The sequence below is a fragment of the Azospirillum sp. NS33 genome (assembly GCF_059703765.1).
Map to the genome: position 1 here is coordinate 84,543 of NZ_BAAKJB010000011.1, position 24,164 is coordinate 108,706.

General features: G+C 72.3%; 19 protein-coding genes. 10 read left to right on the forward strand and 9 right to left on the reverse strand.

Going from position 1 to position 24,164, the window contains the following annotated elements; translation table 11 throughout:
- Positions 1 to 224 precede the first annotated feature (224 nt).
- Both AC6H2I_RS11960 and htpX read right to left on the reverse strand, forming a co-directional pair.
- Positions 225 to 1,157, reverse strand: coding sequence for an exopolyphosphatase (locus AC6H2I_RS11960; RefSeq protein WP_497500864.1), 933 nt, complete (start codon positions 1,155 to 1,157; stop codon positions 225 to 227).
- 99 nt (positions 1,158 to 1,256) lie between these two features.
- Positions 1,257 to 2,276 (reverse strand): zinc metalloprotease HtpX, encoded by a 1,020-nt coding sequence (gene htpX, locus AC6H2I_RS11965; RefSeq protein ID WP_497500865.1) that lies wholly within the window; start codon positions 2,274 to 2,276, stop codon positions 1,257 to 1,259.
- A 106-nt stretch (positions 2,277 to 2,382) separates the two neighbouring features.
- On the opposite strand from htpX, the gene AC6H2I_RS11970 reads away from it, so the two are divergent.
- The 3 genes from AC6H2I_RS11970 to AC6H2I_RS11980 all read left to right on the forward strand — a co-directional run bounded on the left by AC6H2I_RS11970 (position 2,383) and on the right by AC6H2I_RS11980 (position 5,583).
- Positions 2,383 to 2,565 (forward strand): DUF1674 domain-containing protein, encoded by a 183-nt coding sequence (locus AC6H2I_RS11970; RefSeq protein ID WP_497500866.1) that lies wholly within the window; start codon positions 2,383 to 2,385, stop codon positions 2,563 to 2,565.
- 142 nt (positions 2,566 to 2,707) lie between these two features.
- A complete protein-coding gene (locus tag AC6H2I_RS11975; RefSeq protein ID WP_497500867.1) occupies positions 2,708 to 4,462 on the forward strand; it encodes a thiamine pyrophosphate-dependent enzyme in 1,755 nt (584 codons plus the stop codon).
- Positions 4,463 to 4,485: 23 nt separating this feature from the next.
- Positions 4,486 to 5,583 (forward strand): enolase C-terminal domain-like protein, encoded by a 1,098-nt coding sequence (locus AC6H2I_RS11980; RefSeq protein WP_497500868.1) that lies wholly within the window; start codon positions 4,486 to 4,488, stop codon positions 5,581 to 5,583.
- A gap of 4 nt (positions 5,584 to 5,587) precedes the next feature.
- Here the strand turns inward: AC6H2I_RS11980 and AC6H2I_RS11985 are convergent, their stop codons facing one another.
- Positions 5,588 to 6,247 carry a glutathione S-transferase family protein gene (locus AC6H2I_RS11985; RefSeq protein WP_497500869.1) on the reverse strand — a complete coding sequence of 220 codons (660 nt, stop codon included), beginning with the start codon at positions 6,245 to 6,247 and terminating at the stop codon, positions 5,588 to 5,590.
- 163 nt (positions 6,248 to 6,410) lie between these two features.
- On the opposite strand from AC6H2I_RS11985, the gene AC6H2I_RS11990 reads away from it, so the two are divergent.
- The 4 genes from AC6H2I_RS11990 (at position 6,411) to AC6H2I_RS12005 (ending at position 10,664) form a co-directional block, all read left to right on the forward strand.
- Positions 6,411 to 7,793 carry a leucyl aminopeptidase family protein gene (locus tag AC6H2I_RS11990; RefSeq protein ID WP_497500870.1) on the forward strand — a complete coding sequence of 461 codons (1,383 nt, stop codon included), beginning with the start codon at positions 6,411 to 6,413 and terminating at the stop codon, positions 7,791 to 7,793.
- Positions 7,794 to 7,803: 10 nt separating this feature from the next.
- Positions 7,804 to 9,276 (forward strand): alkaline phosphatase D family protein, encoded by a 1,473-nt coding sequence (locus tag AC6H2I_RS11995; protein WP_497500871.1) that lies wholly within the window; start codon positions 7,804 to 7,806, stop codon positions 9,274 to 9,276.
- 99 nt (positions 9,277 to 9,375) lie between these two features.
- Entirely contained in the window at positions 9,376 to 9,816 is a 441-nt protein-coding gene (locus AC6H2I_RS12000) for a MarR family transcriptional regulator (protein WP_497500872.1), read from the forward strand.
- Positions 9,813 to 10,664 (forward strand): C40 family peptidase, encoded by an 852-nt coding sequence (locus AC6H2I_RS12005; RefSeq protein WP_497500873.1) that lies wholly within the window; start codon positions 9,813 to 9,815, stop codon positions 10,662 to 10,664. Before AC6H2I_RS12000 ends, AC6H2I_RS12005 begins: the two co-directional genes overlap by 4 nt.
- Positions 10,665 to 10,705: 41 nt before the next feature.
- Here AC6H2I_RS12005 and AC6H2I_RS12010 read toward each other — a convergent pair whose 3' ends face one another.
- From AC6H2I_RS12010 to adhE, 3 genes are all read right to left on the reverse strand, one after another.
- A complete protein-coding gene (locus AC6H2I_RS12010; protein WP_497500874.1) occupies positions 10,706 to 11,866 on the reverse strand; it encodes a PLL family lectin in 1,161 nt (386 codons plus the stop codon).
- 115 nt (positions 11,867 to 11,981) lie between these two features.
- Positions 11,982 to 12,380, reverse strand: a complete 399-nt coding sequence (locus AC6H2I_RS12015; protein ID WP_497500875.1) for an aegerolysin family protein — start codon at positions 12,378 to 12,380, stop codon at positions 11,982 to 11,984.
- A 354-nt stretch (positions 12,381 to 12,734) separates the two neighbouring features.
- Positions 12,735 to 15,377 carry a bifunctional acetaldehyde-CoA/alcohol dehydrogenase gene (gene adhE, locus AC6H2I_RS12020; RefSeq protein ID WP_497500876.1) on the reverse strand — a complete coding sequence of 881 codons (2,643 nt, stop codon included), beginning with the start codon at positions 15,375 to 15,377 and terminating at the stop codon, positions 12,735 to 12,737.
- A 221-nt stretch (positions 15,378 to 15,598) separates the two neighbouring features.
- On the opposite strand from adhE, the gene AC6H2I_RS12025 reads away from it, so the two are divergent.
- On the forward strand, positions 15,599 to 18,103 hold the full coding sequence (locus AC6H2I_RS12025; RefSeq protein WP_497500877.1) for a membrane-bound PQQ-dependent dehydrogenase, glucose/quinate/shikimate family: 2,505 nt from the start codon (positions 15,599 to 15,601) through the stop codon (positions 18,101 to 18,103).
- Positions 18,104 to 18,127: 24 nt separating this feature from the next.
- Here AC6H2I_RS12025 and AC6H2I_RS12030 read toward each other — a convergent pair whose 3' ends face one another.
- Positions 18,128 to 19,054: a 2-hydroxyacid dehydrogenase gene (locus tag AC6H2I_RS12030; protein ID WP_497500878.1), complete on the reverse strand. Its 927-nt coding sequence runs from the start codon at positions 19,052 to 19,054 to the stop codon at positions 18,128 to 18,130.
- 73 nt (positions 19,055 to 19,127) lie between these two features.
- On the opposite strand from AC6H2I_RS12030, the gene AC6H2I_RS12035 reads away from it, so the two are divergent.
- The gene (locus tag AC6H2I_RS12035; RefSeq protein WP_497500879.1) at positions 19,128 to 19,808 is read left to right on the forward strand and encodes a pseudouridine synthase; all 681 of its coding nucleotides are present in this window, start codon (positions 19,128 to 19,130) and stop codon (positions 19,806 to 19,808) included.
- A gap of 78 nt (positions 19,809 to 19,886) precedes the next feature.
- Here AC6H2I_RS12035 and AC6H2I_RS12040 read toward each other — a convergent pair whose 3' ends face one another.
- A complete protein-coding gene (locus AC6H2I_RS12040) occupies positions 19,887 to 20,627 on the reverse strand; it encodes an SDR family oxidoreductase (protein WP_497500880.1) in 741 nt (246 codons plus the stop codon).
- An 81-nt stretch (positions 20,628 to 20,708) separates the two neighbouring features.
- Between AC6H2I_RS12040 and AC6H2I_RS12045 the strand changes: the two genes are divergently transcribed.
- Positions 20,709 to 21,371, forward strand: coding sequence for a TetR/AcrR family transcriptional regulator (locus AC6H2I_RS12045; protein ID WP_497500881.1), 663 nt, complete (start codon positions 20,709 to 20,711; stop codon positions 21,369 to 21,371).
- A gap of 21 nt (positions 21,372 to 21,392) precedes the next feature.
- On the opposite strand, the gene AC6H2I_RS12050 is transcribed toward AC6H2I_RS12045, so the two are convergent.
- Positions 21,393 to 24,164 (reverse strand): ATP-binding protein, encoded by a 2,772-nt coding sequence (locus AC6H2I_RS12050; RefSeq protein WP_497500882.1) that lies wholly within the window; start codon positions 24,162 to 24,164, stop codon positions 21,393 to 21,395.

Consider the following 24,164-nt stretch of genomic DNA (forward strand, 5'->3'; position numbering starts at 1 on the left):
GGCTTGTCAGAAGGCGCCCGGGTCCGGGTCCGTGTTCGCATTGCGACAATGGCCGGGAAGTGTCGGGGACGCGACATTGTCGGCGGGCGGGGTCGGCGGGCGGGGTCGGCGGGCGGGGTCGGCGGGCGGGATGCGCGCGGTTCGCACGCCATGGCCGCCCGGCGGCGTTCAGTCGGGCGCGTTCAGCCGGCCGCGTTCAGCCGGGCGCGTTCAGCCGGCCGCGTTCAGCCGGCCGCGTTCAGCCGAACGACGATCTCGGCCAGCGCGGCATCGGCCGCGTCGTTGGCCACCTGGCAGGTCCCGGCGGCGTGGTGGCCGCCGCCGCCGTATTCCAGCATCAGCGCGCCGATGTTGGCCTGGGAGGCGCGGTTGAGGATCGACTTGCCGCAGGCCAGCACCGTGTTCTGCTGCTTCAGCCCCCACAGCACGTGGATCGACACGGTGGCCTCGGGGTTGAGGGCGTAGATCATGAACCGGTTGCCGGCCCAGATCGTGTCTTCCCCGCGCAGATCCAGGACGACCACGTCGCCCTCGCGCCGGGCGCAGCGCGTGAGCTGTTCGACGAACCGGCCTTCGTGCTCGGCGTAGAGCTCCACCCGCTCCCTGACATCGGGCAGGGCGAGGATCTCGTCGATGCCGTGCTGCCGGCAATGGTCGATGAGCTGCATCATCAACTGGTAGTTGGAGACGCGGAACGTGCGGAAGCGGCCGAGCCCGGTGCGCGCGTCCATCAGGAAGTTCAGCAGGGTCCAGCCGCTGGGGCGCAGGATGTCCGTCTCGGCGTACTGGGCCGAGTCGGCCTGGTCCACCGCGGCCATCATGGCGTCGGACACGTTGGGGAAGCGGGCCTTCCCGCCGTAATGGTCGAAGACGACGCGGGCCGCCGACGGGGCGGCGGCGTCGATCACGTGGTTGTCGCGCCCACCCACCCGCAGCGTCTCCGACAGGTGGTGGTCGAACACCAGGTGCGCGCCCTCGACATAGGGCAGGTTGGTGGTGATGTCGCGGGGGCCGATGGCGATCTTGCCGTCCTGCATGTCCTTGGGGTGGACGAAGGTGATCTCGTCCACCAGGTCCAGCTCCTTCAGCAGGACCGCGCAGACCAGCCCGTCGAAGTCGGACCGGGTGACCAGACGGAACTTTGCGCCTTCGCTCATCACCCGGTTTCCCCCGCCCGCCGTGTCACCCATCGGCCTGGAGGGTAGACGCAGCCTTGGCGCGGCGCAAGCGGCCGTCGGCGTGGCGGGGGGAGCCGGTCAGCCCCAGGGTCCGCGGCGGCCCGGCGTCCCGCCCGAGGGCGGCAGCGGCGAGCGGCCGCGGGCCGGGCGCGGGGCCTGCGCCGTCGCGCCGCCCCAGCGCCCCGGGGTGCGGGAGGGCTGGACGCCGAGCGTGGTGCGCGGCGGCTCCCCCAGGCCGGGGCCGGCCATCGCGCGCAGGGCGGCGACCCGGTTGCGCACGTCGGGGTGGGTGGAGAACAGGTTGTCGGTGGCGTGCCGGCCGTTCAGCGGGTTGGCGATGAACAGGTGGGCGGTGGCGGGGTGGGACTCGGCCCGGCGGTCGACGGTGCGGGCGACGCCCTCGTGGATGCGCTCCAGGGCGCTGGCCAGCCACAGCGGCCGGCCGCAGATCTCCGCCCCGATGCGGTCGGCCTCGTACTCGCGGGTGCGGCTGATGGCCATCTGCACGACCATCGCCGCCAGCGGCGCCAGCAGCGACATCAGCAGCACGCCGACGAACCCCAGCGGGCTGCCGCCGCCCTCCTCGTCGCTGGACGAGGCGGCGCCGAAGAACAGGCCGAAATTGGCGAGCATGGAGATGGCGCCGGCGATGGTCGCGGTGATCGTCATGATCAAGGTGTCGCGGTTCTTCACGTGCGCCAGCTCGTGGGCCATCACCCCGGCCACCTCCTCGGCGCTGAGCATGCGCAGCAGGCCGGTGGTGGCGGCGACCGCCGCGTTCTCGGGGTTGCGCCCGGTGGCGAAGGCGTTGGGCTGGTCCGACTGGATCAGGAAAACCCGCGGCATGGGCAGGCCGGCCCGCTGGGCCAGGCGCTCGACGGTGCCGTAGAGCTCCGGGGCGGTGCGGCGGTCGACCTCGCGGGCGCCGTACATGGACAGCACCATGCGCCCGGAGTTCCAGTAGGTGAACACGTTCATGGCGACCGCCACCAGGAAGGCGATCATCATGCCGCCCTGGCCGCCGATCAGAAAGCCGACCCCGGCGAACAGCGCCGTCATGCCGGCCAACAGGATCGAGGTCTTGAGATAGCTGGTCATCGCGGGTGCGTGGTCTCCGGAACGGGGCGATGCCGGAGATATGGGCCTGCCACCGGGCGGCGTTCAAGATGTTGCCCCCGGCGTGTCCCTTCGCCATATCTCGGGGATGACCGACGACACCACCAAGCCGGCGGCGCCCGGCACGCCCGAGGCGACCCCCGGCCCGACCCCCGATCCGATCCCGGGGCGGGGCCCGCAGCAGAAGCCCGGCGAGATCGGCGGCGCACAGGGGCCGGAGCCGACCCGCTACGGCGACTGGGAGTTCAAGGGGCGCTGCTCCGACTTCTAGGCCGGCCCGCCCGGAACCTTGTCGCGAACGCGGCGGTTGGGATCACTGGCCGCCCGCGGCGCCCCGCGCCCGTCCCGATGCCGCATCTCCGGCGCCGAGACCGGCGGCCGCCCCCGCACGCGCAGAACCGGGAGACGGCGACATGGCCTTCAACACGTCCGACGCGATCATCGACACGCTCATCCACTGGAACGTCGACACCATCTTCGGCATCCCCGGAGACGGCATCAACGGCCTCATCGAGGCGCTGCGCAAGCGTCAGGACAGGATCCGCTTCGTCCAGACCCGCCATGAGGAGGCCGCCGCCTTCATGGCCTGCGGCTACGCCAAGTACACGGGCAGGCTGGGCGTGTGCATCGCCACCTCCGGCCCCGGCGGCCTCCACCTGCTGAACGGCCTCTACGACGCCAAGCTGGACGGGGCACCGGTCCTGGCGATCACCGGCCTGCAGTTCAGCGACCTGATCGGCACCCGCACCCAGCAGGACGTCGACCTGGACAAGGTCTTCCAGGACGTCGCCGTCTTCAACCAGCGGGTCATGAAGTCGACCCACGCCCGCAACGCCACGGTGATGGCCTGCCGCACCGCGCTGGCCTACCGCGGCGTGTCCCACATCACCGTGCCGGTGGACGTGCAGGAGGAGGAGGTCAGCGAGGATGAGGCGTCCAAGCGCAACATCCTCGGCCACAACACCGATCTCTTCGCCGCCGCGGTCAAGTCCCCGCCCGAGGTCGACCTGGCCAAGGCGGCCTCGATCATCGACGCCGGCGAGCGGGTGGTGATCATGGCCGGGCGCGGCGCGCTGGGCGCCGGCGACGAACTGGAGCGCCTCGCCGACCATCTCGGCGGGGTGATCGTGAAGCCGCTGCTGGGCAAGGCCTGTGTGCCCGACGACAGCCCCTTCACCACCGGCGGCGTCGGCCTGCTCGGCACCACCCCGTCCCAGGAGGCGCTGGAGGCCTGCGACACCCTGCTGATCGTCGGCTCGTCCTTCCCTTACATCGAGTTCTACCCCAAGCCCGGCCAGGCGCGCGGCGTGCAGATCGACCTCGATCCCATGCGCATCGGGCTGCGCTACCCGGTCGAGTGCGGGCTGGTGGGCGACGCCCGCGGCACCCTGGAGGCGCTGATGGCGCGGGTGCGGCGCAAGGACAATCGCGACTTCCTGACCACCGCCCAGGCGGGCAAGGCGGAGTGGATGGCGCTGATGGAGGAGCGCGGCACGCGCCAGGACACGCCGATGAAGCCCCAGGTGGTGGCGTGGGAGCTGGGCAAGCGCCTGCGCAGCGACGCCATCGTGTCCTGCGACAGCGGCACCATCGCCACCTGGTGGGCGCGCCAGATCCCGGTCAAGCGCGGCCAGATGCACTCGCTGTCGGGAAACCTCGCGACCATGGCGCCGGGCCTGCCCTACACCATCGCCGCCCAGCTCGCCCACCCCGCGCGCCAGTGTGTCGCCTTCGTCGGCGACGGCGGCCTGTCCATGCTGGTGGCCGACTTCGTGACGGCGGTGAAGTACAAGCTGCCGATCAAGATCTTCGTCATCAACAACCGGGCGCTGGGCCAGATCAAGTGGGAGCAGATGGTGTTCCTGGGCAACCCGGAATACGTCTGCGACCTCGCCCCCATCGACTTCGCCCGGATGGCCGAGGCGATGGGCGGCACGGGCATGACGGTGACCGACCCGGCGCTGGCCGGCTCCACCATCGAGGCGGCCCTGAACCATCCCGGACCGGTGATCGTCGACTGCATCGTCGACCCCCACGAGCCGCCCATGCCGCCCAAGGTCAAGCCAGGCCAGGCCGTCAAATTCGCCGAGGCGCTGGCCAGCGGCACCCCGGCGGCCGGCAAGATCGGCCTGACCGTGGCCGCCAACACCATCCGCGAGCTGATCTGATCCGGGGCAGGGGGAGGCCCGCGGTGGCCAAGGGGCACCCGGTGGTGGAGGCGGTGTCGGTCGCCGCCTACCGCATTCCCACCGATGCGACGGAATCCGACGGCACCCTGGATTGGGATTCCACCACGCTGGTGGTGGTCACCGTGCGCGGCGGCGGGGAAACCGGGCTGGGCTTCGGCTACGCCAGCCGGGCCGCGGCGACGGTGGTGACCGACACGCTGGCGCCGGTGGTGGAGGGCGCCGACGCCCTCTCGCCGACGGCGGCGTGGCACGCCATGACCGGTGCGGTGCGCAACCTCGGCCGCCCGGGCGTGGGGGCGATGGCGGTGTCGGCGGTGGACGTTGCCCTGTGGGACCTCAAGGCCCGCCTGCTCGGACTGCCGTTGTTCCGCCTGCTGGGGGCGGTGCGCGGGGGGGTGATGGCCTACGGCAGCGGCGGCTTCACCTCCTACGACGAGGCGCGCCTGGCCGACCAGCTCGGCGGCTGGGCGGCGGCGGGGATGCGGGCGGTCAAGATGAAGGTGGGCCGCGACGCCGCCGCCGACCCGCAGCGGGTCGCCGTGGCGCGGCGCGCCGTCGGCCCGGCGACGGAGCTGTTCGTCGACGCCAACGGGGCGTACGGGGCGGCGCACGCCCTGGCGATGGCCGACCGCTTCGCCGCCCAGGGGGTGGTGTGGTTCGAGGAGCCGGTCTCGTCCGACAACCTCGCCGGCCTGCGCCGGGTGGTGGAGGGGGCACCCGCCGGCATGGAGGTGACCGCCGGGGAGTACGGCGACGGCCCGGTCTACTTCCGCCGCATGCTGGAGGCCGGGGCGGTGGACGTCCTGCAGCCGGACGCCACGCGCTGCGGCGGGGTCAGCGGTTTCCTGATGGTCCAGGCGCTGGCCGAGGCGTTCGAGGTGCCGCTGTCCGCCCACACCGCGCCGACCCTGCACGCCCATCTCGGCTGCGCCTGCCGCCGGGTGCGGCATGTGGAGTTCTTCCACGACCACGCCCGCATCGAGGGGATGCTGTTCGACGGCGCCCTGCGGCCACGTGACGGCGATTTGCGGCCCGACCCCGGCCGCCCCGGGCTGGGCGTGGCGTTCCGCCAGGCCGACGCGCAGCGCTACGCCGTGTGAGGCGTCAGCGGGCCGGCAGGCCGAAGTCGATCTCCCACGATTCCCGCCGGGCGGCGGCGGTCCACTCCGCCATCGCCGGCAGCGCCAGCACCGCGTCGGCGTAGGCACGGCAGCCGGGGTCGAGGGGCACGCCGTAGGTCTCGAAGCGGGTGACCACCGGGGCGAACATGGCGTCGGCGTTGGTGAAGCGGCCATAGAGGAACGGCCCGTCGCCGCCGAACCGCGCCAGGGCATCGGCCCACAGCGCCTGCACCCGGGCGAAGTCGGTCAGCACGTCGTCGGCGAAGGCGAGCCCGGGGTGGGTGGCCTTGAGGTCCATGGGCAGCGCCTTGCGCAGGGGCACGAAGCCGGCGTGCATCTCCGCCGCCACGGCCCGGGCGTGGGCGCGGGCGGCGGGATCGTCCGGCCACAGCCCGGCGGCGGGAAACAGCTCCGCCACATATTCCAGGATCGCCAGGGATTCCCAGACCACCACGGTCCCGTGCCGCAGCGCGGGCACCTTGCCGCCCGGCGAGTGCTCCAGGATGCGGCGTTTGGTGTCGGGCTGGCGCAGCGGGATCACCACCTCCTCGAACGAGGCGCCGGCGTGCGTCAGCGCCAGCCAGGGACGCAGCGACCAGGACGAGTAGGCCTTGTTGCCGAGGACGAGGGTGAGGTCGGTCATGTCGCGTTCGCCGCAAGTGGGGAGGGGAGCCGATGCGGGCGCAGTGTGCCGTGCCCGGCCGGGTTTGTACACGCCGGCCGCTTTCCCCCTTTTCACACCGCCCCGGCCACGCCATCCTCTGTCCCCTCGCCGCTTTCCCGCCCGCACGAGAGGACGTTCCCCCTTGCTCGCCACCCTGCGCGCCAAGGCCGGCGCCGACGCCGTCCCGCTCACCCCGCTCGCCAAGGCCGACCTCGCCGGCTGGCTGGCCACCCAGCCCGCCGCCACCGCCGGCTGGGTCAAGGCGCTGAACTTCGCCGCCGACACCGGCGCCACCGCGCTGATCCCGGCCGGCGACGGCGCACTCGCCCGCGTCCTGGTGGGCGTGCCGGCGGAGCCCGACCTGTGGGCGCTGGCCGGGTTGCCGTCGGCCCTGCCGCCCGGCACCTACCGGATCGACCCGGAGCCCGACCGCGAGACGGCGACCCGCTTCGCCCTGGGCTGGGCGCTGGGCAGCTACCGCTTCGACCGCTACAGGAAGTCGGACAAGGGGTTCGCCAGCCTGGTCTGGCCCAAGAAGGCCGACCACGGCGCCGTGGAGCGGGCGGCGAGCGCCACCCACCTGGTGCGCGACCTGGTCAACACCCCGGCCGCCGACCTGGGCCCGGCGGAGCTCGCCGACGCCGCCAAGGCGCTGGCCGAGGAGTTCGAGGCCAATCTGAAGGTGATCGTCGGCGCCGACCTCCTGAAGAAGAACTATCCGGCCATCCACGCCGTCGGGCGCGGCAGCGCCCGGGCGCCGCGGCTGATCGACCTCACCTGGGGGCGCAAGGACGATCCCCGGGTGACCATCGTCGGCAAGGGCGTGTGCTTCGACAGCGGCGGCTACGACATCAAGCCGTCCAGCGGCATGCTTTTGATGAAGAAGGACATGGGCGGGGCCGCCCATGCCCTGGGCGTGGCGCGCATGGTGATGATGGCCGGGCTGCCGGTGCGCCTGCGCGTGCTCATCCCGGCGGTGGAGAACATGATCTCCGGCGACGCCTTCCGGCCCGGCGACGTGCTGGCCACCCGCAAAGGCCTGTCGGTGGAGATCGGCAACACCGACGCCGAGGGCCGGCTGGTGCTGTGCGACGCCCTGGCCGAGGCCGACGCCGAGAAGCCGGCCCTGCTGGTCGACTTCGCGACCCTCACCGGGGCGGCCAGGGTGGCGCTGGGGCCGGAGCTGCCGGCGCTGTTCGCCAACAACGACCAGGTGGCCGAGGACCTGCTGGCGGCCGGCACGGCGGAGAAGGACCCGCTGTGGCGGCTGCCGCTGTGGCAGGCCTACCGCAAGATGATCGACAGCAAGGTGGCCGACCTCAACAACGCCGGCACCGGCGGCATGGCCGGGGCGATCACCGCCGCCCTGTTCCTGGAGTCCTTCGTCTCCAAGGAGACGCCGTGGGCGCACCTGGACGTCTTCGCCTGGAACGGGTCGGCCAAGCCGGGCCGGCCCGACGGCGGCGAGGCGCTGGGGCTGCGGGCGGTCTACGCGCTGATCGAACGGCGCTTCGGCAAGGGGTGAGCGCGTCGCCATGGCGCGCACCTTCGGGCAGCCCCGAGTCGTCCTCGGCCCGGTCCTGTTCTTTCGCGGGGAGCAGGGCGACCGCTGGCGGCTGGCCGCCCTGTTCGTCCTGGAGGGCGAGGCGGAGCCCGACGACCTGACCGTCGACGGCGTCACCCTGGCGGTGCCGCCGCGCCACCTGGCGTCGTGGCGCGGCCGCCATGTCTGGCGCTTCGACTTCGCGGTGCCGCGGGGGCCGGACGACAGGGTGGCCGGCTACGGCTTTTCCGACGAGATGCGCTGGAGCGTGACGGTGCCCGGCACCGAGTCGCCGCCGCCCCGCGTCGCCTTCACCTCGTGCAACGGCGCCGAGCACCCGCGCGCCCTGGAACGCCACGGGAGGCCCCGCAACGCGCTGTGGGATGACGTGGCCCTCCAGCACGCCCAGGCGCCGTTCCATCTGCTGATCCAGGGCGGCGACCAGCTCTACGCCGACGGGGTGTGGCGCGACTGCCCGGCCCTGGCGGCGTGGCGCCGCCGTCCCGCCACCCGGCTGGCCGAGCCCTTCAGCGCCACCATGGCGGAGCAGGCGCTGGACCACTACATGGCCCTCTACCTGGAGACCTGGGGCCAGCCGGAGGTGGCGGCGGTGCTGGCGCGCGTGCCCTCGGTGATGATGTGGGACGACCATGACATCTTCGACGGCTGGGGCTCGCTGCCCAGGGAGGAGCTGGCGGCGCCGGTGCTGCGCGGCGTCTACGCCGTGGCGCGGCGGGCGTTCGCGCTGTTCCAGCTCGGCGCCGTTCCGGAATCCCTGCCGGAATGCGTCTGGGGCGCCGGGCTCGGCACCTTCACCCAGGGATTCGTGGTGGGCGATGTCGGCATCCTGCTGCCCGACCTGCGCAGCGAGCGCACGCCCGGCCGCGTGCTGTCGCCGCGCAGCCGCGCCGCGCTGCCCGGCTGGCTCGACCGTTTCGCCGGCTGCCGGCACCTCCTGCTGGTGTCCAGCGTGCCGCTGCTGTTCACCGGCACCGCCGGGGTCGAGCGCGCGGTGGCGGCGGTGCCCGGGCGCACCGGCTACGAGGACGACCTGCGCGACCAGTGGCGCAGCTTCGCCCACGCCGAGGAGTGGCAGGGGGTGGTCGAGGCGCTGACCGCCTTCTCCTTGCGCACGGACTGCCGGATCACCGCGGTGTCCGGCGAGATTCACCTGGGGGCCCAGGCGGTGCTGACCGGGGCGGTGGAGATCCGCCAGCTCATCGCCTCGGGCATCGTCCACCCGCCGCCGACGCCCCTCTACGCCGCCGTGCTCGACCGCCTGGCACGGCGGCGCGAGACGCCGTTCCCCGGCGTCAGCCTGGAGATGCCGGTCTTTCCCGAAACCGGACGGCGGCTGATCCGCGCCCGCAACTGGCTGTCGCTCACCTTCGACGGCCGCGGCGCCCTGCGCGCCCAGTGGCGCTCCGAGGAGGCGCCGGAGGTCTACCTCCAGCAGATCGGCTGACCCGTTCGGTGCGACCCCGAAACGCTTGCCCGCACGTGCCCGGTTGGGCACACTCGGGAGCGCCGCGGGCAGGGGGGCGCGCGGCGGCGAGGGGGTGGCATGGCGCGGAACCTCAGGGCGCTCGGCTTGTGGCGCACGGCGCTCATCGACAGCGTTCGGCAGTCGGGCCCCGACCTGTCGGCGCGGCAGATGGCGATCATGCTCCAGGTCTATCTCAGGGACCCGCCGCACACGGTGCGCGGGCTGGCCGCCATCCTGAACATCTCCAAACCGGCGGTGACCCGGGCGCTCGACCGCCTCTCGGTGCTGGGATTCATCAAGCGCAAGCGCGACACCGAGGACAAGCGCAACGTCCTGGTCCAGCGCACCGTCCGCGGCTCCGTCTTCCTCTCCGATTTCGCCGAGCTGGTGATTCGTGCCGGCGCCGTCACCGCCGACGACCTTGCCACCGTCGAGGACCAGGAGCGGATGGCCGCCGCCGCCAAGGCCCGGCTTGAGGCGGAACTGCGCGAGCGTCAGGACCAGCCGGCCGACCAATGAGCGCCGCCCTCGACCCGCGGCGCCATCCCTGGCGCCCCGACCTCGCCGCCGACCATCTGCGGGGCCGGGTCGGATCCGCCCGCTTCGTGGAGGGCGCCGCGCACCGCGTCGCCGCCGGCGTGGCCACCCTCGCCGCGGCCCCCGGCCCGGCGCCGTGCCAAGCCTCCCAGGTGCTGTTCGGCGAGGGGTTCACCGTCTACGACCGCCGTGACGGCTGGGCCTGGGGGCAGTGCGCGGCGGACGGCTACGTCGGCTGGGTGCCGGAGGCGGCGCTGCTGGCCGGCGCCCCGGCGCCGACCCACACGGTGGCGGATCTCGCCGCCTTCCGCTTTCCCGAGCCGGACCTGAAGGCGCCGCCCCTGGACAGCCTGCCGCTGGGCGCCGGCGTGCGGGCGGTGGGCGAACGCGGCGGATACACGGAGCTGGCCGACGGCGGCTGGGTGTACGCCCGCCACCTCGCGCCGGCCGACGTGGTCGAGCCGGACCCGGTGGCCACGGCGCTGCGCCTGATCGGCGTGCCGTACCTGTGGGGCGGGCGCACGCCGCGGGGCATCGATTGCTCGGGGCTGGCCCAGCTGGCCCTGCGGCGCGCCGGCATCCCGTGTCCGCGCGACAGCGACATGCAACGCGACGAGGTGGGCGCACCGGTGATGGCCGGCGCCGCCCGCCGGCGCGGCGACCTGGTGTTCTTCCCCGGCCATGTCGGGCTGATGCTGGATGGCGACCGCCTGCTGCACGCCACCGCCTTCACCATGACGGTGACGGTGGAGCTGCTGGACGCGGTGGTCCAGCGGGTCGACCCGACCCGGGCGGGCGGCATCCTGGGGGTGCGGCGGGTGATGGGCTGACAGCCGGCCGATTCCCCTTGCGGCCGGCTGCCGCTACCGCGTCAGCTTTTGCGACCGCGATGCACGCACAGCAGATGATCTTCCGTGCCATATTTGTCGCGGTAATGCACCAGCGCCGGGGCATCGTGGCCGCGGGCGGACATTCGGCGCGCCCCCGACCAGTCGGTCCCGTCGAACACACTCCAGTATAGGGCGCCGTCGTTGCCTCCCCCGGCATAGACGCAATAGAGCCGGTCACCGTAGACGGCGATGGCGGGGCCGCTGGAGGTGAAGGCGTACAAGCGACCGCCGACCCGCCATTCCGTTCCGTCCGAGGTTGCCCACCACAAATCGCCGTCGTCGGTCCGGTAGACGCTGATCAGCACCCCCCGGAACACCGCCAGTGCGATGCTCGACGTGGTGTGGAAGGGCAGGCGGCGGTCGGGGCTCCAGCCGGTCCCGTCGAACTCGGTCGACCATACGGTATCATCGGACTGCACCCCGCGATGGAGGCAGACCAGCCGGTCGCGAAACACCGCCAGGCCGGGACCGGTCGATGTCAGGTGGGCGGGAAAGCGGTGATCCACGCTCCAATTGCTGCCGTCGAACGTCGTCCACCACAAGCTGTCGTCTTCGTCGTCGCCCTTGTGGACGACGTACAGGCTGTCCCGGAACACCGCCATAGACGGCTCCGCGCTGGTGACGTGGGCCGGAAACGCCTGGTCCGTCGTCCATCCCTGGTCGGGGTCGTGGGTCGTGCTCAGAAGATAGCGGTTGTCGGCGCCGCCACGGTGCACGCAGATCAGGCGCCCGTCGAAGCTGGCGGCGGCGGGTCCGACCTCCGCATAACTCGCGGGGAACAGCGTGTCGTCGCTCCAGCCCTGGGTGGGGTCGAAGACCGTCCAGTACAGCCTGTTGTCATCGACATGTTCGGTCTGGTTGTCCGGCAGCGGAACCAGCATGGTCGGAGAAAGCCAGGGGGAGACGAGCTTGACCCCGTTTCCCTGGTCGACGAGCTTGATCCATTCCTTTTCGATGAGGATGGCCACCTTGACGGGCAGCGCCAGTTCCGGGTCCAGCAGCTTGGCCAGCCGTTCGGCAAGATCCTTGATGTCCTCGAGAAGCTGAACCGCGTCCTCATTGAGATGAAGCGCAAACCCCCACCAATAAGTGGAAATGGTGATCTGGACATTCTCGATCTGAAACGCCTGCGACGACTTCATGGGTTTCCCTCCGATCGGACATCGGCCGTCCCGGGCAATGCACCCGCGGATGGTGGCGCGCGGTGATGAGGGAGGCCGGCCACCATCGGCGAGCCGGCCTCCCCGTCGTGATCGGTTACGGGCCGACCCAGGCGAACGTTGCCGTCGTGGAAAGGACGCGCCCGGTGTCGCTGGTCGGATCGGCGATCCAGACGATGTCTTCGGGATTGCTGCTCGTCGCCTCGCAGTAGTTCGTCGTGCCGGCCAGCCAGGGAACGTTCCAGTACATCGAGATGGTCTCGTTGGTCCCCTCGACCTTGTAGATGACGGTTCCTTCGGTTCCGGTCGCCGAGTTCTCGGCGCCGGTGACGATCATCGCGATCAGCGAGGTCCGCGGCGGAATGGTCGCCACCGGGGACTTCGCCCCGTTTTCCGGATTGTTGAAGTTCCCGTGCTTGAGGTCGACCGAGCCGAACGTCAGCGTCTTGTTCGAGCGGTTGCTGACATACATATGAAACTGAAGAGAGTCCGCCATGACGTTTCTCCCGTTTTAAGGCATTTTCGTGTGTACAACACACGTGCATATACAGATACGAGCGCAATTGTTATCACGCAAGAAGAAAAACAACGTCGATAATATTCTTTCGAGTGCGCTTGCGAGCGTCATATCGCTGAGTCCGGGTAGGGACGGCAACCGAAGGCACGGTCATCCCGGCCGGTGCTCGGACGCAGCCGGCAAAGTCGGCACCCCGTTGGACGCGCCGAACCCGAACCGCTGGAACGGGAACGCCCCGGGTGATTCCACCCGGGGCGTTCCCGTTCCAAAATCAATCATCCAACTCCGGATGATTCATGCTTTTGCCGATGCCAGGGGGAGGGGCGGTTTCGGTTACCCCGACTTGGCCAGCGTCACCACCTCGCCGCGGCTCTCGGCCCGCTCGCGGTAGGCCCGGCCGTAGTAGCTGTCGAGCAGCAGCTGCTTGATCTCGGCGATCAGCGGGAAGCGCGGGTTGGCGCCGGTGCACTGGTCGTCGAAGGCGGCCTCGGCGACGGCGTCGAGGTGGGCCAGGAAGGCCTCCTCGGGCACCCCCGCGGCCTGGATCGACGGCGGGATGTCCAGGGTGGCCTTCAGCTCCTCCACCCATTGCACCAGCTTCTCCACCCGCTCGTGATCGCGGCTGCCGCCCAGACCGAGGTGCCGGGCGACCTCGGCGTAGCGGGCCACGCCCTTGGGCCGGTCGTACTGGCTGAACGCGGTCTGCTTGGTCGGGATGTCGACGGCGTTGTAGCGGATGACGTTGGCGATCATCAGCCCGTTGGCCAGGCCGTGGGCGAGGTGGAACTCCGCCCCCAGCTTGTGGGCGATGGAGTGGCACACACCCAGGAAGGCGTTGGCGAAGGCGATGCCGGCGATGGTCGCCGCGTCGTGCACGCGCTCGCGCGCCACCGGGTTCTGGGCGCCCTCGCGGTAGGCCGCGGGCAGGTGATCCTTCAGGAGCTTGAGCGCCTGGAGGGCCTGGCCGTCGGTGTACTCGTTGGCCAGGACGGAGGCGTACGCCTCCAGCGCGTGGGTCACCGCGTCGATGCCGCCGGCCGCGGTCAGCGGCTTCGGCATGTCCATCACCAGGTTGGCATCGACGATGGCCATGGTCGGTGTCAGCTCGTAGTCGGCGATGGGGTATTTGACGCCGGTGCGCTCGTCGGTGACGACGGCGAAGGGGGTCACCTCCGATCCCGTGCCCGAGGTGGTGGGCACGGCGACCAGCTGCGCCTTCACGCCCAGCTTGGGGAAGGCGTAGATGCGCTTGCGGATGTCCATGAAGCGCAGCGCCAGGTCCTCGAAGGCGACGTCGGGGGCCTCGTACATCACCCACATGATCTTGGCCGCGTCCATGGGCGAGCCGCCGCCCAGCGCCAGGATGACGTCGGGCTGGAAGGCGTTGGCCAGCGCCAGCCCCTTGCGCACCACCGCCAGCGTCGGGTCGGCGGCGACCTCGAAGAAGACCTCCACGTCCATCCCCAGACCCTCGAGGATATCGACGGTGCGGGTGACGTGGCCGTTCTCGAACAGGAAGCGGTCGGTGACCACCAGGCAGCGCTTCTTGCCGCGCAGCTCCTCCAGGGCGAAGGGCAGGCAGCCGCGGCGGAAGTACACGGATTTGGGGAGCTTGTGCCACAGCATGTTCTCGGCCCTCTTCGCCACGGTCTTGCGGTTGAGCAGGTGCCGCGGCCCGACGTTCTCCGAGATCGAGTTGCCGCCCCACGAGCCGCAGCCCAGGGTCAGCGACGGCGCCAGGCGGAAGTTGTAGAGGTCGCCGATGCCGCCCTGGGACGAGGGCTGGTTGACCAGGATGCGGGCGGTCTTCATGCGGCCGCCGAAGATCTGCACCCGCTCGGGCTGCAGGTCCTGGTCGGTGTAGAGGACCGAGGTGTGGCCGATGCCGCCCAGGGCCACCAGGGCCGCGGCCATGTCGCAGGCCTGCGTGAAGTCGGCGGCGCGGTAGAGCGCCAGGGTCGGCGACAGCTTCTCGTGGGCGAAGGGCTCGGCCGGGCCGACGTCGGTGACCTCGGCGATCAGCACCTTGGTGTTCGCGGGCACGCCGATGCCGGCCATCTCGGCGATGGTGCGGGCGGACTGGCCGACGATGGCGGCGTTGAGATGGCCGTCGCTCATCAGCACCCGGCGCACCGCGTCCGCCTCCCCGGCCGACAGGATGTGGCCGCCATGGCGGGAGAAGCGGTCGCGCACCGCGTCGTACACCGCGTCGACGGCGATGGCCGACTGCTCCGACGCGCAGACCACCCCGTTGTCGAAGGTCTTCGACATGAGGATGGAGGCGACGGCGCGCTTGATGTCGGCGTGCTCGTCGATCACGGCGGGGGTGTTGCCGGCGCCGACGCCGATCGCCGGCTTGCCCGAGGAGTAGGCGGCCTTGACCATGCCGGGGCCGCCGGTGGCCAGGATCAGGTTGATGGCGGGGTGGTGCATCAGGGCGTTCGACAGCTCGGCCGTCGGCTCGTCGATCCAGCCAATGATGCCGTCGGGCGCGCCGGCGGCGACCGCCGCCTCGAGCGCCAGGCGCGCCGCCTCGCAGGTCGCCTTGCGGGCGCGCGGGTGGGGCGAGAAGACGATACCGTTGCGGGTCTTCAGGGCGATCAGCGCCTTGAAGATGGCGGTGGAGGTCGGGTTGGTGGTGGGCACGACGGCGGCGATCAGACCGACCGGCTCGGCGATGGTGAGGATGCCGGCCTGGGCGTCCTCCTCCAGGATGCCGCAGGTCTTCTCGTCCTTGTACTTGTTGTAGATGTACTCCGACGCGAAGTGGTTCTTGACGACCTTGTCCTCCATCACCCCCATGCGGGTCTCTTCGACCGCCAGCTTGGCCAGGGGGATGCGCGCATTGGCCGCGGCCAACGCGGCGCTGCGGAAGATGCGGTCGACGGTCTCCTGCGGGAACTCGGCATAGCGGCGCTGGGCGTCGCGCACCCGGGCGATGAGGGCGTCGAGTTCGGCGGGCGTGGCGATGGGCATGGTCAGACTTCCGTTTCGGCGGGTGGCGCCGCGGACACGCGTTGGGCCGGCGCCTTTCACGGCCGCGACAGTGCACCGCCGCATCGGGCCCTTCCATGACCCAGGTCAACGGGGCGCGCCGAACCGGCCGGGCACCCAGTCCGCGGGCCGCAGGGAACCGCCGCGCTCATGCCGCGTTGCTCCGGCATCCTCCCTGCGGCTTCCGGAATCGGGATTCCCCCATGAGCGACACTCAGAACCGGCCCTTCCTCTGGGCCATGGCGGCCCTGCTCGCCCTCATCGGGCTGGCGGTCGGCGCCGCCGGCGTCCACCTGATCACGCTCGGCGGGTCGTGGTACTACCTGCTGGCCGGGATCGGCTTCCTGGTCACGGCCGGGCTGCTGGCCGCGGGCCGGGCGGCGGCGCTGTGGATCTACGCGCTGGTGGTGCTGGGCACGCTCGCCTGGGCGGTCTGGGAAGCCGGGCTGGACTGGTGGGCGCTGGCGGCGCGCGGCGACGTGGTGTTCGTCCTGGGGGTGCTGCTGTTGCTGCCCTGGGTCACCCGCGGCCTCGGCCGCAACGACCCGCGGCGCCGGGCGGGCGAGCTGCCGCGGCCGGTCACCCCGTTCCGCCGCTCCGGCCCGCCGCTGACGGGGGCGCTCGCCCTGTGCGTCGTGGTGGCGGTCGCGTCCCTGGTCAGCGATCCCCACGACCGCCCCGGCACGGCGCCGGGCGCCCGCGCCGCCGTGGCCGCCGACGCCCAGGGGGTGCCGCCCGGGGAGTGGCACGCCTATGGCCGGACCCCCCATGGGCAACGCTACTCGCCGCTGGCGCAGATCACGCCGGAGACGGTGGGATCGCTGGAGGTCGCCTGGACCTACCACACCGGCGAGGTGGGCCGCCGCGCCGGCGACCCGGTGGAGACCACCTTCGAGGTGACGCCGCTCAAGATCGGCGAGCGGCTGTTCTTCTGCACGCCGCACCAGAACGTGGTGGCCCTGGACGCCACCTCCGGCGACGAGATCTGGCGCTACGACCCGCAGATCCGCGGCGCGCTGGCGCTGCAGCACCTCACCTGCCGCGGCCTGTCCTACCAGCCGGCCGGGGCGGCGGCGGTCGCGGCCCCGGCGGTGTCCGACGCCGCGGCCGCGGCGCGGGTCGAGGCCGCCCGCGCCGCCGTGCCGGACCTGCCGGTCGCCGCCGAGAGCGCCGGCGACACCACGGAGTGCGACGCCAAGCTGTTCATGCCGACCGCCGACGGCCGGCTGATCGCGCTCGACCCCGGCAGCGGCGCGGTGTGCGCCAATTTCGGGGGCGGCACCGGGCAGATCAATCTGTGGGCCAACATGCCCAACGTGCGCCCCGGCGCCTACTACTCCACCTCGCCGGTGGCGGTGGTGGGGAACCTCGTCATCGTCGGCGGCACGGTGCTCGACAACGTGTCGGTCAACGAGCAGTCCGGCGTCATCCGCGCCTTCGACATCGCCACCGGGGCGCTCGTGTGGAACTGGGACTCCGGGGCGCCGCAGCGCACCGAGCCGGTGCCGCCCGACGCCACCTACACCGTCAACTCCCCCAACAGCTGGTCGATCTTCAGCGTCGACCCGGCGCTCGGGCTGGTGTACGTGCCGTTGGGAAACCAGCCGCCCGACCAATGGGGCGGCAACCGCACGGAGGCGGTGGAGCGCACCTCGTCCTCGGTGGTGGCGCTGGACGTGGCGACGGGTGAGGAGCGCTGGATCTTCCAGACCGTCCACCACGACCTCTGGGACTACGACGTGCCCTCCCAGCCGACCCTGATCGACCTGCCGGTCGGCGGCGAGACGGTGCCGGCGCTGGTCCAGCCCACCAAGCAGGGCGAGCTCTACGTGCTCGACCGCCGCACCGGCGAGCCGGTCCTGCCGGTGACCGAGGTGGCGGCGCCCCAGGGTGCGGCGCAGGGCGACCGCACCGCGCCGACCCAGCCGGTGTCGGCGCTCTCCTTCGACCCGCCGCCGCTGGCCGAGGCGGACATGTGGGGAACGACCCTGTTCGACCAGCTCGCCTGCCGCATCCGCTTCAACGAGCTGCGCTACGAGGGGCGCTACACCCCGCCTTCGACCCAGGGCAGCATCGTCTATCCCGGCAATTTCGGCGTCTTCAACTGGGGCGGCATCGCCGTCGACCCCGAGCGCCTGATCGCCTTCACCACCCCCGCCTACCTGGCCTTCGTGTCGGAGCTGGTGCCGCGCGAGGACGACACCAGCCTCTACGTGCAGGACGGCGGCCGGCCCGAGGGCAGCCTGCCGGCGCTCAACGAGAACTTCGGCGCGCCCTTCGCGGCCAAGCTGTCGCCGCTGCTGTCGCCGCTGGGCATCCCCTGCCAGGAGCCGCCCTGGGGCTACGTCGCCGCCGCCGACCTGACGACGGGGGAGATCGTGTGGATGCACCGCAACGGCACGGTGCGCGACCTGGCGCCCCTGCCGGTGCCGCTGGAGATGGGCGTCCCCGACCTGGGCGGCCCCATCGTCACCGCCGGCGGCGTCGCCTTCCTGTCGGGCACCCTGGACTATTACGTGCGGGCCTACGACGTCACCACCGGGGCCGAGCTGTGGAAGGACCGCCTGCCGGCCGGCGGCCAGGCCACGCCGATGACCTACGAGGGCGCCGACGGCCGCCAGTACGTGGTGGTGGTGGCCGGCGGCCACGGCTCCCTGGGCACCAAGATGGGCGACTCGGTGATCGCCTACGCGCTGCCGCGGCGGTAGGGCCGCGCCGCCAGGGCCGCCGCGTTAGTAGCCCCGGACCCGGTCCACCAGGTTGGCCAGGGGCTGGCCGGCGCGGTGGCGGCGGATGGCGTCGGCCACGTGGTCGGCGCAGGGGCCGGGGTGGGTGACGCCGGCGACGTGGGGCGTCACCCGCACCCTGGGGTGGCTCCAGAAGGGATGGCCGGCCGGCAGCGGCTCCTCGGCGAAGACGTCGAGGCTGGCCCCGCCGAGGTGGCCGGAGTCCAGGGCGGCCAGCAGGTCCGCCTCCACCAGGTGCCCGCCGCGCGCGGCGTTGATCACCACGGCGCCGCGGGGCAGGGCGGCGAAGGTGGCGCGGTCGAGGACGCCGCGGGTCTGCGGCGTCAGCGGCAGCAGGCACACCAGGACGTCGCTGCGCGCCAGCAGCGCCGGCAGCCCGTCGTCGCCGTGGAACGCCGCGACCCCGGGCAGGGCGCGCGGGCTGCGGCTCCAGCCCGCCACGTCGAAGCCCAGCGCCACCAGGCCCCGCGCCGCGGCGGCGCCCAGTTCGCCCAGCCCCAGCAGGCCGACCCGCACCGCCGCCGCCGGGCGGTGCGCCAGCGGCGTCCACACGGCGGCGCGCTGCTGCTCGGCATACCGGTCGGCGTGGCGCTGCCAGCGCAGCACCTCCAGGGCCACGTACCCCGCCATGTCCTCGGTCAGGCCGGCGGCGACCATGCGGACCAGCGGCACCGCCGGCAGCGCCGGGTCCTCCAGCAGCGGCTCCACCCCGGCGCCCAGCGACAGGACCAGGCGGAGGTTGGGCAGGGTGGCCAGCATCCCCGGCGGCGGCTTCCAGACCAGGGCGTAGGCGATGTCAGCCGGGTCGCCCAGGTCCGGCCACACCCGCACCTCCAGGTCGGGCAGGCGGCGGGCCAGTTCGGCGGTCCAGGCGGCGGGGTCGTCGGAGGCGGAGCAGAACAGCAGGGTCATCGCAGGTCGGGTCCGGCGGGCGGTTTGGCGGGTGGTGCGGCGGCGGGCCTTGCGGGACGCGCGGGATTCCGCCATGTCCTTCAGGATGCACCAGAGCCCGACCTCCCGCCTCATCCTTCTCAACAAACCGTACGGCGTGCTGCCGCAGTTCACCGACCGGGAGGAGGGGCGGCCGACGCTCGCCGACTGGCTGCCGGTCAAGGGGGTCTACCCGGCGGGCCGGCTCGACCGCGACAGCGAGGGTCTGCTGGCGCTGAGCGACGACGGCGTGCTGATCGCCCGCATCGCCGACCCCCGGCACAAGCTGCCCAAGACCTATTGGGTGCAGGTGGAGGGCGCGCCGACCGACGAGGCGCTGGAACGGCTGCGCCGCGGCGTCGTGCTGAAGGACGGGCCGACCCTGCCGGCCGAGGCCTGGCCGATGCCGGAGCCGGCCGGCCTGTGGCCGCGCGACCCGCCGATCCGGGCGCGCGCGACGATCCCCACGGCGTGGATCGGCCTGACCCTGCGCGAGGGGCGCAACCGTCAGGTCCGCCGCATGACCGCCGCCGTCGGCTTTCCGACCCTGCGGCTGATCCGCTGGGCGATCGGCGACTGGACGCTGGAGGGGCTGGCGTCGGGCGCGTGGCGCGAGCTGACCCTGCCGCGCCTGGGGGGACCCGGTGACCGCGGGCCGGGCGACCGCGGCACGGACGACCCGGCGCGGCGCCGCCCGCGCAGCCTCGCGCCGGGTGCCGCCCGCCGCCGGCGGTGACCGGCCGGGCGCGGGAGGGGGGCCGACCGCCCCCCTCCGTCATCCGTGCCGCCGGCCGGCGGGGGCCGGACCTCCCGCTCAGGCGTTCACGCCGCCGTCCACGGTGACGACGGACCCGGTGATCTGCCGCGCCGCGGGGCTGGCAAGGAACGCCACCGCCGCCGCGACATCCTCAGGCGTGCCAAAGCGGCCGAGCGCCGTCATGGCACGGATGCCCTCCGCCTGGTCGCCATCGGCCGGATTCATGTCGGTGTCGATCGGCCCGGGCTGCACCAGGTTCACGGTGATGTCCTGGGGGCCGAGCTCGCGAGCGAGGCCCCGCGTGAGGGCGAGCAGCGCGGACTTGCTCATCGAATACACCGTCACACCGGCGATCGGGACGCGCTCGGCCAGGCACGACCCGATCGAAACGATGCGGCCGCCCTGCTTGAAGTGCGGGATGGCCGCCCGGGAGGCCAGAACGGCCGCCCGCACGTTGACGTTCAGGAGCGAGTCGATGTCGGCCAGGCTCATCTCCACCAGCGCGCCGTGGCGGGCGATGCCGGCGTTGTTGACGAGAATGTCGAGGCCGCCGAGCCCTTCGACCGCCTCCTCGACCGAGCGCATCACGGCCGTCGCGTCGGCGCTGTCCGCCTGGATGGCCAGAGCGCGCCGGCCCTTCTCCTCGATGGCCCGCACCACCGCGGCGGCGCGATCGGCCGACCGCTCGTAGGTGATGGCCACGTCGGCCCCCCGCTCCGCCAGCGCCAGGGCGATTGCCGCACCGATGCCGCGCGAGGCGCCCGTCACCAGGGCGCGCTGTCCAACCAGCTCACTCATCGTCCACCTATTTTGTAACGATTGACACAGAAAGCGGTAGGCGCGTTGCTGGAGCGAGTCAAGTGATTTATATATCGATCGATGCAGAAGTCAGCGCCCCCATCGCCCACCCCTGGAAAGGCGACGGCCCGCGGCCGCGGACGCCCCCGCGCGTTCGACCGCGAAGCCGCCCTGGCCCAGGCGACCCGTCTGTTCTGGCTCAAGGGCTACGAGGCGACGTCGATCGCCGACCTCACCGAGGCGATGGGGATCGGCTCGCCCAGCCTGTACGCGGCGTTCGGGTCGAAGGAGGCGCTCTACGTCGAGGCCCTGCGCTATTATGGCGAGCAGTACGACGCGCTGGTGTGGTCCAGGTTCCGCGCCGCGGCGACGGCCCGCGCGGCGGTCGTGGCCCTTCTCGAGGATTCCGCCGTGGCCCTGACGGGCTGCCTCCGCGACACGCCCACCGGCTGCATGGTGACGCTGTCGGCGGTGGGCAGCCAGTGCCACTCCGAACTTGGCGAGCGCATGCGCGCGGCGCGCGCCGTCACCCTCGAGCGCCTGGAAGCGCGCCTGGACAGGGCCGTGGCCGAGGGTGAGCTTGCGGCGTCGAGCGACGTCCATGCCCTCGCCCGGTTCGTGCAGGCGGTCCAGACCGGCATGTCGATCCTGGCCCGCGACGGGGCGAGCCGGAGCGAGCTGGAAGCGGTGGCCCGGGTGGCGACGCTGCGATGGGACGCCGGCTCCCCTGACGCCGGGCCCTGACTCGAGGGGACGGCGGCGCTGTCACGCCGTCGGTTGCCGTCGCCGGGCGGGGGTGGCGCCGGCCGTGGCGTAGGGCACCGTGAAGGAGAAGGTGGCGCCCTCTCCCGGCGTGCTCTCCACCCACAGCCGGCCGTGCAGATGCTCGACGATGCGCTTGCAGATGGCCAGCCCCAGCCCGGTGCCCTGGGGCTTGTCGGTCATGGTGTCGCCGACCTGGCGGAAGCGGTCGAAGACGATGGCCTGGTGCTCCGGCGCGATGCCCGGCCCGTCGTCGGCCACGTCGACCCGCACGCCGTCCGCCTCGGGGACCACCCGCAGCGCGACCCGGCCGCCGGGCGGGGTGAACTTGGCGGCGTTCGACAGCAGGTTGACCGCCACCTGGACCAGCCGGTCGGCGTCGCCCTCCACGGCCGGGACGGTGCCGGGGATGCTCACCTCCAGCGCCACCCCCTTGTCGCGGAAGAGCTGGCCGGTGGCCGAGGCGGCCTGGTCCACCGCCGCGGCCAGGTCGACCGGGCCGATCGCCCACTCCACCTCACCGGCCTCGATCTTGGCCATGTCCAGGACCTGGTTGATCAGCCGGGTCAGGCGCTCGCTCTCCTTGATGACGGTGTTCAGGAACTCGGCGCGCTGCTCCGGCTCGATGTCGGGATGGTCGTAGAGGATCTCCGACAGGGCGCGGATCGAGGTCAGCGGCGTGCGCAGCTCATGGGTGACCGTGGAGAGGAACTCGTCCTTCAGGCGGTCGAGCTCCTTCAGGCGGTCGTTGGCCGCGCGCAGCGCCGCGGAGGTGCGTTCCAGCTCGGCGGTCTTGTGCTCGAGCTGGCGGCTGTACTCGATGACGTGGCTGGTCTCGTCGAGCATGCGCATCAGCTCGGCCAGGCTGACCTCGCCGCCCTTGACCGCCGAGGCCAGCGCCACCCGGGCCGAGGCGGCGCCGATGGCGCCGGCCAGCAGCCGCTCGGCGAAGCGCACGACCTCCGCCCCCGCCCGGCGCTGGGCGGCCAGCGACTGCTCGCTGCGCAGGGCGTACTGCTCGAACGCGGTCTCGGCGCGCTGCGGGCCGATGAAGCGGGCGACGATGCGCTTGAGGTCGCCCACCGTGGCGCTGCCGCGCCACTGGCCGGTGCCGACGAAGGCCGCGGCCGCCTCGCCCTGCTGTTCGTAGACCTCGACGAAGGCGGTCGCCTGGGCCCGCTCGCCCGGGCTCGGCCGGTCGAACAGGGACACCGCCACGTAGAGTCCGATGTTGAGCAGCATGCTCCAGAACAGCGCGTGGGTCAGCGGGTCCATGCCGTCGAGGCCGAACAGCGCGTAGGGGCGCAGCAGGGCCGCACCCCAGGGGCCGTCCTCGATGAACGAGGAGGGCAGCCAGCCCGAGCGGGCGAAGCTGGGCAGCAGCAGGGTGTACGCCCAGGTCAGGATGCCGGCGCCCAGGCCGGCCAGCGCGCCGCGCCGGGTCGCCCCGGCCCAGTAGATGCCGCCGACCAGCGGCGGCGCGAACTGGGCCACCGCGGCGAACGAGATGAGGCCGATGGCCACCAGCGCGTAGGCCGACCCGGCGAAGCGGAAATACGCGTAGCCCAGCAGCAGGATCGCCACGATGGCGACGCGGCGGATGGTGAGCAGCAGGCGCGACACGTCGGTGGAGCGTTCCAGCTCGGCGTGGCGGAAGCGCAGCAGGGCCGGCATGATCAGGTCGTTGCAGACCATGGTGGAGAGCGCGATGGTTTCCACGATGATCATGCCGGTGGCCGCCGACAGCCCGCCGATGAAGGCGACCAGGGCCAGCCAGCGCTGCTCCGCCGCCAGCGGCAACGCCACCATGAACACGTCGGGGTCGACGCTGTGGCCGGGGAAGCGCAGCAGCCCGGCCACCGCCACCGGCAGCACGAACAGGTTGATCACCAGCATGTACAGCGGGAACAGCCACAGCGCGCGGGTCAGATGGCGCTCGTCGACGTTCTCGATCACCATGACCTGGAACTGGCGCGGCAGGCACAGCACGGCGGCCATGGACAGCAGGGTCATGGTGACCCAGGTGCCGTCGCCCAGCGCCGGGGCGGCGGTGAAGAGGCGGGCGATCTCCGGATGCTCCGCGCCGCGGGCGAACAGCGAGGCGGCGCCGTCGTGCAGCCCCCACACCACCATCACCCCCACCGCCACGAAGGCCAGCAGCTTGACCAGGGACTCCATGGCGACCGCCGCCACCATGCCCTCGTGGTGCTCGGCGGCGTCGATGTGGCGGGTGCCGAAGACGATGGCGAAGGCGGCCATCACCACCGCCACGTAGAAGGCGTTGTCCAGCGCCACGGGCAGGCTGAGCCCGCCGGTCAGCCCGGTGGGGTCGGCCCCGGTCAGCACGTCGAAGCTGACCGACACGGCCTTGAGCTGGAGGGCGATGTAGGGGGTGATCCCAACCACCGCGGTGGCGGTCACCAGCCCCGCCAGGCCCTGGCTCTTGCCATAGCGCGACGCCAGGAAATCGGCGATCGAGGTGACGCGCTGGGCCTTGGCGATGCGCAGGATCTTGCGCAGCAGCAGCGGCCCGAGGATCATCAGCAGGGTCGGGCCGAGGTAGATGGGCAGGAATCCGATGCCCAGGCTGGCGGCGCGGCCGACCGAGCCGTAGAACGTCCAGGTGGTGCAGTAGACCGCCAGGGACAGCGCGTACACCGACGGCGAGGCGATGACGCTGCGCCCGGCGTCGGCCCGCCGGTCGGCCCAGTGGGCGATCGCGAACAGCCCCAGCAGATACGCGAACGACGCCGCGACGACCGGCAGCCAGCCCAT